Consider the following 13,321-nt stretch of genomic DNA (forward strand, 5'->3'; position numbering starts at 1 on the left):
GAATGTGGATTGGCAGAAAAAACGAGGGGGCCTATGACAATCGCCACAACACTTACGACGCATGCTCGCGTCGCCGCTGCGATGAACGTTCGGGAAGTCCTACCGCAACGAGGGATCACCTTGGTCACGATGCGGACTGCGTAGCGAAGTTCAAATTATGATGAAGGCTTGGCCGGCGGTGTCGCGTCGGGGGTGGTTTTCGGAGAGGCTTCATTTTCCGAAGCCTCGGACTTTTCGATCACGCCAAACATGTGACCCCCATGCTGATCGTGCGACCACGTGCCGGCATAGCGTCCTTTGTTGATCACGATCTTTGCCGAAAACGTTCCCATCCCCGGGATCGTGAAATCATCCAACGAGATCATCGGCGTCTCCCCTGCCCAGACGATCGGAATCGGCAATGGAACCTCCACGTCTTTGTCACCATATTTGATTCGAGCGGTGATCATGAAGAGATCGCCCCCAGGAATCTTCTCCACGGTTTTCAGTGTGTACTCTTCCTTGGGCATCTTGTCGTCGGCCTTCCCGATCACGGTAAACTGGCCGATAAACTTGGAACCGCTCAAGTAGGCCGCTAATTTCTGATCGCGCTCGGAAATCTCCGAGGCAACCTCTTGAGCAACCAACGACGTTGATACGAGAGATACCAATAGACAAACCAACAGCGTTCTCATCACACGAAACTCCTTGGGGACAAAAAACACTGGCTATAGGTACATACCTAAATAGCCTTCGGCGGCGTCGCTTTCCGCCTGAATCTGTTCGATCCGCTGCGCCGCTTTGGAGAGGTCGCCGGCTTGAATGTAACGATCGAATTCGACCACCAGCGCGTGCCGCACCGATTCGGCCAACCAACGCATCACCGCTTCGTTCAACCAGTCGCAGGTTTCCCCATCGGGCTGGACATCTAAATGGCAGCTGATCGTTGCGGTGTCGGTCGCGTTGGTAAACACCGTTCCTTCGAATTTGAACTGCACCATGCCATGGCTGGGATCGTTCGTGAAATGGAACGTGCAACGGGCGTTGTGGAGATAGTAGGTGTTCATCACCCCATGCTCTTGAATCGCTTGTTTGACCCGCAACACAAACGCTTCGAATCGCGGCGACGCATCCAAGGGAACGTCGACACGCTGGACCGTCCGCAGCGGCAGGCAATCAAATTCGATCTCGACCCAGCGCGGTGGTGTCTGTTGCGTATCATCCATGTTGAACCTCCGTAACGTGCTTTCCTATCGCATTCCGAGAGACAACCACCCCTGTTGAGCTGAGATCTCTTGAACGCGGATTCCGCTTTCAGGCAATTGTTTTACGGGCACCCGGACCGGTTTGTCCAGCAATTGCTTTGGCAACGAGCGATCAAACACACGCTCCATCTTCTTGCGCGTGGCGATCTGCCCAATCGACAGCCTCTGGGTGCCAGGAAAGTCGATTTCGACATCCCCCTGTCGTTGTAACACATACCCATGTCCCACCACAAACGTTGGCAGATACTCTGCCCGCACGCGGATCGGCATTTTCAGCGATTGATCCCCTTGCTGAAATCGTGTCCCCCGCATCCCGATCCAAACCTTACCGTCTCGGGCTTCAAAGATGATCGGCCGCGTGCGGGAAAAGGTGATGACCGGTGGTTCGGACTCTTCGGAATCGTCTCCAACGGTCTCCGGATTGTCAAAGTCCAGCTCGGGCATCAATGATTTTCCCAGCTGCTGCAATTGCGTTCCGGACATCGTGCGGCCCGCCAGGATTTGTGTCATCACGTTGTTGATCAGCGATTCGTGAATTTGGATCGACAAATCATGCGAACCGGCAACCGACGGCGGAGGGACTGCGGCGGCGAGGTCTTGATCGGTTTGTTGGCGTAGCGTCGTCAACAGATAGCGACTTTCGGAGCTCCAGAGACGCGAGGGTTCCTCGACACCCAAGCGTCCCAAGACGGCCATCAGATCGCGGACGGGAGTCGATTTGCCATCGCCAAGCGGTTCGTTTTCGTCGGTTTGGCGATCAAAGTTCTTCGCGACGCGACGCTCCAAGCGACGGCTCCCTTCCGCGTTTGCGGCTCCCTTCTGCTCCTGTGCCTTCTTCATCGCGATCTTGCGGACGATCTTCAGCGGGTGATTGACGCGTTGGATTTTCGATGACAAGCGAGCGCTGGCAACGGCGGGCTCCGAACGCATGCCCGCATCATCCAAGTACAACACCTTCGTCGCCGTGACATGACCGTATCCCAAAGCATCGACGGTCACCGGCTTTCGATAGCCACGATTCTGGCTGGTCAGATCGCCGTTAAGAATCAATTGAATCTTCGCGACGCCATCGGACGGCAGCAACGTCGTGGTCACCGTGCCGCGAAGCGTCGCCTGCCCACGAACAAAAGTTCCCAGCAGGCATTCGTTAATCGCTGTCGGTTCGTTGAAAGGTCGGGTGGCGATCCGCGAAATCAGACTACCACCGATGCCAACGCGCAGATTCGCGTGGCGGAATCGGCCGCGAAGGTCCGCGACCAACAAAGGTGCCTGGCCGGTCTCGATCAACAACCGTGTCAGTTCATCCAATTGGTAGAACGCTTCGGCCGCCGTCGTTTCGTCGGCATCCCGCAAGGCCTTCGCTGTCTCTCGCATCTGAACCCGAACATATTCGATCGACCGCGCTGGATCGCGATGACGCAACATCGCGTCCAAGTTCCGCACGGCGGTTCGCAAGGCTGGAATCTGCGCCTTTTCCAATCCCGGATAATTGATCGTCAATCGCAATCGCATATCCCCCAAGGCCTTGTCCAATTGGGCCATCGCCAACATCTGACGCTTCGCTTCGTCGCGCGACGTCGGTGGTTGCTTCCATTGAGCCGACGCAGCCAACGCTTCGGACAATTCCGAAAGCTTCAAGTAACCAAGCCAAGCGGCGGCGTTGGCCGGATCGTTCCCTTTCCCCAGTTCCTGTTCGACCGTAGCGATCGCCGTTTGCGTGCGAACGACAAAGTCCTCCAACGAAGGAACGGCGGCCACATCCAGCTGCGCTGCGGCGCCATCGATCCGATCGGCAAAGTATTCGCTATCCCCACGGGACAACTGGCCGAGACAACAGGCGGCTTGCAGCAAAAACGCCACGAAGAGAACGACAGCGGGGAAGCGGCGAATTCCGCTTGAGCCAAGGTGAGTGATCAAGAGAGTACTTCGGAGTTACTTGTGGGAGATCGAAGCCAAGATTTGCTAAGGTAGAGCAGCTGGGCAAAATATGCAATTCCGCGAGCACGACTTTCCCGCCAACACATTCCCCCCAAACCCCCAATTCTACTTGCACCGGCTGGCGTCGGCAGCCTTCTGCCCCTGGAAACCGAAATTTCGTATGCTTTCCCAGCCAGATCGTGCCTCGATGCGCCATCGTTTCGGGGTCATAACGCGACCAACCGCGTCGGCAGACTGATTTCGCTCTCCCCACGACAGACCAGGGCCCCCGCACCATGAAAGTCTTTATTACCCGTCAGATTCCCGCCGCGGGACTCGATCGAATTTCCAGCGTTTGCGATTGCGACGTCTGGCCCGAACGCATGCCCCCATCGCGCGATCAATTGCAACAACGCGCCGCCGGATGCGACGGAGTGCTGACGCTCTTAAGCGACCGGATCGACGCGGAATTCTTCGATGCCGTCGGGCCGCAATTGAAAGTCGTCAGCAATTTTGCGGTCGGATACAACAACATCGATGTCGCCGAAGCGACGCGCCGCGGGATCGCCGTTGGCAACACGCCCGGCGTGCTGACCGAAGCGACGGCAGACATCGCCGTGGGCCTGTTGTTGGCCGCGGCACGCCGGATGCGGGAAGGAATCGACAACGTCACCAACCAGGAGTGGGCCACTTGGGAACCGATGGGCTTCATCGGCCAAGACCTCGTGGGCAAAACGATTGGGATCGTCGGGATGGGGCGGATTGGGGCTGCGGTCGCGCGGCGACTGCACTTTGGGTGGGGCATGTCGGTGCTGTACACATCGCGCAGCGACAAGCCGGAAATCGACGACCAAATGAACGCACGGCGTGTTGAGCTTTCCACGCTGTTGACCGAAAGCGACTTCGTCTCCGTTCACACCGATCTGAACCCTCAAACCGAGAAGATGTTCGGCGACGCAGCGTTCGCTCAAATGAAGCCGACAAGCGTGCTGGTCAACACGGCTCGCGGAGGGATCATCGATCAGGAAGCGTTGCACCAGGCGCTGCAATCGGGAACGATCTTCGCCGCGGGGTTGGATGTAACCGAACCGGAACCGTTGGCAGCGGACAGCCCGTTGCGCGGACTCAGCAATTGCGTGATCCTGCCGCACGTGGGCAGTGGCACCGTCGCCAGTCGCGATGCGATGGCAACGATCGCGGCAGACAATCTACTGGCGGGTCTGCAAGGAAACCCCTTGCCGCATCAGGTGGAATGATTCGTGCGGGCTGCGGCGGATCCCCGCCGTGATCTCGATAACACCGACTCATGAATTCCCGCTGCGCGAGCGAAGCTTTTTGCAAGCGTCGCGAGACTGCTTCGCTCGCGCTTCGGGTTCATGATCTCTTGCAACGGCCGGTGCTACGGCTGAGGTCGCAGGCTAACGCGGGCGTTGCCGCGGACGAATTCAACCGCGGTTTCCAAAACCATATCGGTCTTGGCAGGTTGCTGTGGGGCGCCGGCTTGGTTGACCACCGGACGCATTGCCACCGCTTGTTCTTCGACAGGGATGTGAGGCGTTACGCCACTTCCGCTGATCGGCCGACCGTTGGGCGAATAGAACTTGGCGGTGGTCAGGCACAGTCCGGCGTGAGCACTCTTCATTCGGAAGATCCCCTGCACGGTTCCCTTGCCATACGTTCGCTTGCCGATGATCGTGCCACGGCCGTGATCGAAGATCGCCGCCGCAAAGATCTCGCTGGCACTCGCACTATCTTCGTCGACCAAAACCACCAACGGCACACTCCAGGTGCCCGATCGGTGGGCGACGTAATCGAAGTTTTCGTTGCTGTTGCGGCCACGCGTTTGCACGATCCGACCATCGCTGAGGAAGCGATCGGCCAGGTCGACGCCGGCGGTCAACAGTCCGCCCGGATTGCCACGCAGATCCAAGATCAGCGTCTGCATCCCTTCACGATGCAGTTGCCACAAGGCTTGATCGATGTCGCGAAGCGTCGTCTTTTGGAAGCTTGTCAAACGCAGGTATCCGATGCCGTCCGTCCTGTCTTGGATGTGGACATTCTCCACACTGGGAACTTCCACGCGACGGCGTTGGACTTTCATGGAGCGTTGGGGTTGGCCCAAACTTTCGACGACCACATTGACATAGCTGCCTTCGCTGCCACGCAACAAATCGGCGGCGTAATCTGGGGTGACCTTGTTGGTCCAGTTGTCTTCGACGGCCACGATCGCGTCGCCCGCTTTCAGGCCCGCTTGTTCGGCCGGACCGCCCCCGATCACGCTGACGATTCGCAAGCGATCGCTTTCAGCCTTCAACTCCACACCCAAACCGACAAAGTTGCCTTCGATGTTCGCGAAGGTTTCGTCCAGTTGGTTGCCGGTCAAGAACCGCGAGTAGGTGTCGAGCGTGGCGACGGCACCGCAAACGTATTCCCAGACGGTGGCGGTCGGCGACAGGCCTAGATGCTGCTTGGCAACGCCGGCGACAAACGAGGCGTTCGCTCGCAAATCGAATCGGGTCCCTTGAGGGCGATCTTGAACGTAAAACCGGACCGATTGGCGGAAGGCTTCGATCTTGTCGGCGGGAACATTCGCCAGATGCCGCTCAACGAACGACGGTTCGATCAAGGCGACTTCCAGTGAAGCGGTCCCGTGACGCATGACTTCGGTCCAGGCCGGAGCGTCGACATAATTACGTTCGAGATTCTTGAGGATCTCGTCGTACATGTCCAACACCTGCGGCGAGCTCATCGTGTCGACCGAACGCAAGAAGCTGGTGTCTTGGTAGCGCCGACGCACGTCAAAGTGCATCCGGCTGATCGTCAAACGATCTTTAAATGCTTGTTGGTCGGGATACTGTCGGCATGCCGCTTCGTAGTGCCGGATCGCTTCAGGCCATTTGCCTGCGCGTTCCAACGCGATGCCTGCTTCATATTGAGCCGAAATCGGATCGACAGCAGCCGGACTCGACGTCGGCTGCGCCAATGCAATCGATGGACCAGCCATCAAGCAAGCCAGTAGAGCGAGGGAGGGTCGCCAGCCCGTGTGTTCTCGTAACATTAAAGAATCCATCGGAGCGCGGGAGGCAGCGGTGGGGAAGGGCACCACTGGTGGCCGCTGGAACTGGCATGCAGCTAGCAACCACGAGAATATAGGTCACGCTTAGTGCCCGGTCAAAAAAAGTGGATCAGTTTTTGGAAGAGTTAACCGTCGCAATCCGCACCAGCTGAATTTGGTGCTCCGTCTGCAACAGTTGCACGGCTCAGGCAATTCCCGCTCGAGGGCGTTTCGGAATCGATCCTGGCCAAACTGATCCCCTTCTTTCACACGCATCCCGCGAGAAAGAGGGCCGCCGACTCCGTTGGAGCGAGCGACCATTGGGCGTCGATCTATTTGTAGGAATCCGCCCACAAAGGGTCAAGCAAATTGACGGTCCCCGGCGGCTATCGATGTTGAATTTCTTAAATCAAACCGGGCAGAATCGTTAAATCCGGCAAACTTTCTTGCTTCGCCCGCGATTGAGCCCCGGATTTCCACGCCAACGCCCCGGCGGCCCGTCGCAAAGGGCCGCGCATCGCCCCCCCAACTGCAGCGAATCTCGCCAAGAACCGAGTATTTCCATTTGATAGCGTCCGATTTTGAGGGGGATAAACGGCAACTTGAGCTTTGAATCGCTGATTGCCACGGGTCGGTAACGCCGATATCGCCTATTGGAGTTCTGCGCGTCGATCGCTGCCCGAGCTGCGTTGGCCTGTCAAATTCAAGAGGGATCCCCGTGTTATATCGCTTTGCTTTGGTTCTGCTGACGCTAGTAATGGCGTGCACTGAACTGTCGATCTGCCGTGCGATCGAGACCATCCCAAACAACCTATCGATCCGGCTGCAACCGGTTGCCGGCCGCGATTACCCACCGGTGATCACCGCCCTGGCGATCAGCCCCGATGGTGAATTACTGGCTGCCGCGGGAGACGACCATGCGGTCCGTCTGCTGTCGGGCAAAGACTTCTCTGAACAACGCATCATTGGCCAACACAGCGATTGGGTCCGCTCGCTCGACTTTGCCCCCGACGGCTCGATGTTGCTGTCGGCTGGCAACGATGGCCGGATCCAAGTTTGGCAACGAAGCCGCAAATGGGAAAACCCGACCGATATCGCCGGTGGCCCGGCGCTGGCCTGCGTCCGCTTCAATGACAGCGGCAAACGAATCGCGGCGGTCGGCTTCGACTCAGAAATTTTTCTGATGCAATCCAATCCGATCCCAAAATCCAAGCTGAGCTGCGATTGCCGCGATCTACGCACGGCGTTGTTCACCGAGGTGAACGACATCCTGGCCGTTGGCGGTCGCAGTGGTGAATTGCATTTCATCCATCCGGACACCGGAGAGAATTTGGGTGCCGTCTCGCTGCACCTGGGCCGCTTGCGTGACAGCACCTTGGTCCGTGGCGCCAACATGATCGTGTCGGTCGGCGAAGATGGCCGTTGTGCGATCGTCGACACAGTGCAAATGAAGATGCTTCGCGAAGTCACGATCCCCGGTTGCAAGCTGTTGTCAGTCGCTGCGATCGATTCGCAGCATGTGGCTGTCGGCGGCTCGGACAACCTGATTCGCGTTCTGAACGTCAACACGGGCGAAATCACCAAGAAGCTGACCGGTCATCAAGGCACGGTCGCCGTGCTCAAGGCAAACGTCGAGCACTTGATTTCGGGCAGCTACGACACGTCGATCCGATTCTGGCGACTGTCACAGATCCAACAACACGAAACGGTCGCTGGTATTCCGGGCGTGGAAGCGGCAGACACAATTTCGACACAGGCAACGGAGCGATAATGGTGTTTCAACGAGCACTCAACAAATTCCTGCGATCCAAGACTCCCTCCGCTGCCGCGATTCGCCGACTCCGCACGGTCGAGCGACTCGAAGCGCGTTGCGTGATGGATGCGGCGCTGCCGATCCATGTCGGGTTGGTGTACATCGAAACCGATTACCTGGAAACCAGCTTCGGCCACGATACGATCGACGAAGGGGATGACTCGCGCCCCGATCAGTTTCAATTGTCGTTTGTCGGTGGCGCCGATGGAACGTCGCTTTCGAAGTTGTCGATCAATCTCGATAAAGACAACGACGGCTTTACCGTTGGCGACGCCATCTTCGACACCAAGGCTGGGGGGCGAGGCACCGCGGGTTACCACGACTTCAAAGTGGTTAGCCTCCTTTCGTCGAATCCCGCCGCGTCGGTCACAGCGACCGTTTCCGATGGTGGCATGCTGTTGGAATTGGAGTTCAATAACTTTCAAGCCGGCGACAAACTGATCTTCAGTCTGGACGTCGATGAGATCTTGAAGGTTAGCGATGATGTCGAATTCTTCAACAGTCGTTTGGACGTGATCAAATCGGGTCAGGAATTCCACGATTCGATCCTCACGGCGACCTTTGAAGCGCCACATTACTTTGACATCACCGTTTCGAACATCTTCGAGAATAAGTACGGCGACCCCAAATCGCTGTACGGGATCGATCTTCCTCCCGACGCGGGGAACGATGTCCTCAGCCACGCCGACCGAACCGCTGCGGCACTGGTGACACTGCAACAAGCGCCCAAGCCGATCTCGATCGCCGGTACCGTCTACTTGGACAACGATCTCAATCTGGTTCAAAGCGGATCGGAAAAAGGGATCGCTGACGTCTCCTTGCACCTGTACCTGTTGAACGAAACGTCGGGACAATTTGAGTCCACCGGACATTCGACGAAAACCGACGCCAATGGTGACTACCGCTTTGGAACCGAACTGGGTTTGCTGCCCGGAACCTATCGCATCGAAGAGACGCAGCCGACCGGATTGTTCAGCGTCGGTGCGGTTCCTGGAACGATCGACGGCAGCGTGATCGGCACGGTTTTGAACGACGATGTGCTGACCGGTATCGAAATTCCGTTGGGCGATCTGCACGCGGTCGATTATGACTTTGCGGAAGCGGACCCGGCGAAAATCAGCGGCTTCGTCTACCGCGACGACGACGACGATGGCATCAAGGATGTTGGCGAAGTCGGCCTGGGGGGCGTAACGATCCGCCTGATTCCCGTCGACACGATCGCCCCCGAAGAGATCGTCGAAACCACGACGGCCGCCGACGGTTCCTACAGTTTCACCAACCTGGCCCCAGGCCGTTACCGAGTCGTCGAAACCGTGATGCCTCACGATCTGTCGGACGGTTTGGATACCGCCGGTACCGTCGACGGGATCTTGGTTGGTGCTGCGGTCAACCCCGGCGATGAGATCAACGACATCGATTTGCAAGGCGGTTCGGTCGGTATCGATTACAACTTCGGCGAACTGCCGCTGGGCTCGTTGGCTGGAGCTGTCTATCTGGTCGCTCCCGGCGAAGATTGTTTTGGCCCACACGACGAGAGTAACGACATCCCGCTCGAGGATGTCCGGATCGTTTTGGAAGACTCCGCAGGCAACTTCATCGCCGAGACGCGCACCAATTCGCTCGGCGAATATGAATTCGATCGCCTGGTCAAAGGCAACTACCGGATCATCGAATACACCCCCGTCGGACTGCTCGAAGGAGCGGCACATGTTGGCGTGATCGACGGCCAAATGGTCGGCAGTGTCGATGGTGGCAGCCGAATCACGACGATCACCTTGGCAGCCGGCGGCGTGGGAACGGAATACGATTTCTGCGAAGCCGCACCGGCGAGTATTTCGGGCTACGTTTACCACGATCAATCCAACGACGGCATCCGCGATGCCACGGAGACTCCGATTCCGGGAGCCCGTGTCGATCTGATCGATTCCACCGGAGTGGTCGTTGCATCGCGACAAACCGACGCCAACGGATTCTATAAATTCGACAATCTGTTGCCGGGCAACTACACCCTTCGTGAAACCACGCCTGCCGGATACCTCGACGGCCTCGATACCGCCGGCATCATTGCCGGCGCGACCGTGGGCCGCGCCGACAACCCGGGCGATCGGATTGTCGAGATCACGCTGAAACAAGGACTTGCCGGCGTCGAATACAACTTCGGCGAACTCAAGCCCGCGCAAATCTCCGGTCGCGTCCATGTCGACACCGACGGCGATTGCGAGATCGATCCCGACGAATTGATGCTCAGCGGAGTTGTCGTGGAACTGTACGACGCGGCGGGCAATTTCCTGCAGCGGACGACAACCAACGACGCGGGTGTCTACCAGTTCACCAACCTGATGCCTGGGAACTATACCGTCGTCGAAATTCAACCTGTGGGTTATTACGACGGCGACCAGCACGCCGGAACCACCGGCGGCAACGATTCGGTCATCAACCGGATCTCACAGATTCCGCTCAGCTCTGGCGACAATTCCCAGTTCAACGACTTCTGCGAATTGCCTCCCGGAACGATCTCCGGATACGTTCACGTCGACACCGATGGCGATTGCGTCCGCGATCCCGACGAACTGCTTTTGGCGGGCGTCATCATCGAACTGTACGACAACACCGGGACGTTGATCGCGACGACAACGACCAACACCTTGGGACGCTACGAATTCACCGACCTGGCTCCGGGTGAATACACCGTCGTCGAACTGCAACCGACCGGATACTACGACGGCGACCAACACGCCGGCACGACCGGCGGCGACGATTCGGTGACCAATCGGATTTCGCAGATTCCGTTGGCCGCGGGTCAAGACAGCGAATCGAACGACTTCTGTGAACTGCCTCCTGGGTCGATCTCCGGCTACGTCCACGTCGATACCGATGGCGATTGCGTTCGCGATCCCGACGAACTGCTTTTGGCGGGCGTGACGATCGAACTGTACGACAGCAACGGCACGCTGATCATGACGACGACGACCGATATCAACGGTCGTTACCAGTTTACCGATTTGGCACCGGGCGACTATACCGTCGTCGAACTGCAACCGACCGGATACTACGACGGCGACCAACACGCCGGCACGACCGGCGGCGACGATTCGGTGACCAATCGGATTTCGCAGATTCCGTTGGCCGCGGGTCAAGACAGCGAATCGAACGACTTCTGTGAACTGCCCCCTGGATCGATCTCTGGCTACGTTCACGTCGATACCGATGGCGATTGCATTCGAGACCCCGATGAAGAGTTGCTGGCCAACGTCGAAATGCAGTTGTATTCCGCCGACGGAACGCTCGTTGCAACGACGCTCACCAATACCGCGGGCTTCTACGAATTCAAAGAGATCGCACCGGGTTCGTATTCGGTGATTCAAGTGCAACCGACCGGATACTTCGACGGCGACCAACACGCCGGAACCACCGGTGGCGACGATTCGGGCATCAACCAGATCGTGGCGATCGGCTTGCTGGCCAATCAACACTCGCTGAACAACGACTTCTGTGAGTTGCCACCGGCGATGATCAGCGGATACGTTTTCCAGGACGGCGGCGTGCGGTTGCTGTCGCAAGTTCCCGACCCGAAAGATTTGCGAGGGATCTCCGACGGTCTTCGCACGGGCGACGACACCCCCTTGGCGGGCGTCACGCTGGAACTGCGAAACGTTCTCGGACAAGCCTTCCTTGGCGAAAATGCGTTGCCTGGCGTCTATGGCGACGGACCAATTCGCGTCGTCACCGATGCCAACGGCTACTACGAATTCACGGGTCTGCGAGCGGCGACGTATCACATCTACCAGATTCAACCCGATGGATACATCGATGGTTTGGACACCGCCGGCAGCCTGGGCGGGTTTGCGGTCAATGCAGCCGACGAGCCCGAAGATTCGACGACCACGTTCCAGCTGCAAACGCTGGCGTTGGACAGCGCCACGAATCCCAACAACGACGGCATCATCTTGATCGACCTGCCCGTGGGTGGCGCGTCGGTCGAGAACAACTTCAGCGAAGTCTTGATCGATAAAATTCCGTCGATCCCACCTGTCGAATGGAATCCGCCACCAATCCAAGTCATCCAACCACCGATTGAACAGTTCCCCGTCGCGCCGTTGCTGATCAACTTTGCCGACGCGATCGAAATCAACCATCCGATTTGGGCCAACGACGATCCGGGCTTCACATGGCACTTGAGTGTCATCGACGGCGGATTCCCACGTGGCGAAACGGCGTTGCAAAGTTCCGGCGGCAAGGTGATTCAAAACGCGGGCATCGTGTTAGACACCGCCGCCTGGACAAACAATCTCCGCGAGAAGGGAAACTGGATCCTGATGGATCGCGAAGGCAACGTCTTGCCCCAGTCGTCGTCGATGCTCTTGGGCGACGACGATGCGATCGCTCTGGCTGGCGACTTCAACGGTGACGGACGCGATGAATTGGCCCTCTTTATCGAAGGACATTGGTTCATCGACGTCAACGGCAATGGCAAGTGGGATGGCAACGACCTGTACATCCAACTTGGTAACGAAATGGACCGTCCCGTCGTTGGCGACTGGGATGGCGATGGGAAAGACGACATTGGCATCTTTGGCCCCGAATGGGACCGCGATCCCGAAGCGATCGTCCGCGATCCCGGTTTGCCCGATCCCGATAACATCCGCCGTTTGCGACCGAAGAACCAACCGCCGATGCATCCCGAAGCGACCGATGGGCACCGCGTGTTGCAGCTGCGTGAACACGGCCAGGTCCGCAGCGATCTGATCGATCACGTGTTCCGATATGGACACAATGCCGATACGCCATTGGCCGGCGATTGGAACGGCGACGGTATCGATACGATCGCCATCTACCGGGCTGGACGCTGGATGTTGGACAGCGATGGTGACGGACGCTGGACCTCACGAGACGAAACCGTCCAATTTGGCGAACCCGGCGACCTGCCAATCGTTGGCGATTGGAACGGCGACGGCATCGACGATCTAGGCGTCGTTCGCGGCAACACCTGGATCCTCGACAGCAATTCCGATCGTCAGATTTCTGCGGACGACACGCGTTTCGATCAGCCCCATTCGCCCAACGGTCAGCCCGTCGCGGGCGACTGGAATGGCGACGGTGCCAGCGAAGCGGGCGTCTACGAAACGCAAAGCGACCCGGTCGCCGAAGATAAAGCCGCCTAAAAAGCGTCTCAATTTGCAGTCAAACGCTGGAGTCAAGGCTTCAGCCGATGACTTTAAAATTGGTCCAAATCGGCGGAATCCTCAGCTCTAGCAAAGCGACCAGCTTCTTCACCTTTTCGTCATCGGCCGC

The 13,321-nt window shown here is 58.0% G+C and carries 7 protein-coding genes; 3 read left to right on the forward strand and 4 right to left on the reverse strand.

Annotation, left to right across the window (positions count from 1 at the left end; translation table 11 throughout):
• Nucleotides 1-155: 155 nt before the first annotated feature.
• Genes Poly24_RS17320 through Poly24_RS17330 form a run of 3 tightly spaced genes read right to left on the reverse strand, consistent with a single transcriptional unit; the run spans nt 156 to nt 3,161 of the window.
• Nucleotides 156-674: a hypothetical protein gene (locus Poly24_RS17320; protein ID WP_197451987.1), complete on the reverse strand. Its 519-nt coding sequence runs from the start codon at nt 672-674 to the stop codon at nt 156-158.
• Between the two features lie 33 nt (nt 675-707).
• A complete protein-coding gene (locus tag Poly24_RS17325; protein WP_145098161.1) occupies nt 708-1,205 on the reverse strand; it encodes a hypothetical protein in 498 nt (165 codons plus the stop codon).
• Between the two features lie 24 nt (nt 1,206-1,229).
• Nucleotides 1,230-3,161, reverse strand: a complete 1,932-nt coding sequence (locus Poly24_RS17330) for a hypothetical protein (protein ID WP_145098164.1) — start codon at nt 3,159-3,161, stop codon at nt 1,230-1,232.
• 296 nt (nt 3,162-3,457) lie between these two features.
• Between Poly24_RS17330 and Poly24_RS17335 the strand changes: the two genes are divergently transcribed.
• Complete coding sequence (locus Poly24_RS17335; protein ID WP_145098167.1) at nt 3,458-4,417, forward strand: 2-hydroxyacid dehydrogenase; 960 nt, start codon at nt 3,458-3,460, stop codon at nt 4,415-4,417.
• Nucleotides 4,418-4,560: 143 nt separating this feature from the next.
• On the opposite strand, the gene Poly24_RS17340 is transcribed toward Poly24_RS17335, so the two are convergent.
• Nucleotides 4,561-6,219 (reverse strand): S41 family peptidase, encoded by a 1,659-nt coding sequence (locus Poly24_RS17340; protein WP_197451988.1) that lies wholly within the window; start codon nt 6,217-6,219, stop codon nt 4,561-4,563.
• A gap of 715 nt (nt 6,220-6,934) precedes the next feature.
• Between Poly24_RS17340 and Poly24_RS17345 the strand changes: the two genes are divergently transcribed.
• Nucleotides 6,935-7,987, forward strand: coding sequence for a WD40 repeat domain-containing protein (locus tag Poly24_RS17345; RefSeq protein WP_145098173.1), 1,053 nt, complete (start codon nt 6,935-6,937; stop codon nt 7,985-7,987).
• Nucleotides 7,987-13,191, forward strand: coding sequence for an MSCRAMM family protein (locus Poly24_RS17350; RefSeq protein ID WP_145098176.1), 5,205 nt, complete (start codon nt 7,987-7,989; stop codon nt 13,189-13,191). The genes Poly24_RS17345 and Poly24_RS17350 overlap by 1 nt, the downstream gene beginning before the upstream one ends.
• Nucleotides 13,192-13,321 lie beyond the last annotated feature (130 nt).

The organism is Rosistilla carotiformis (assembly GCF_007753095.1).
Lineage (GTDB): Bacteria > Planctomycetota > Planctomycetia > Pirellulales > Pirellulaceae > Rosistilla > Rosistilla carotiformis.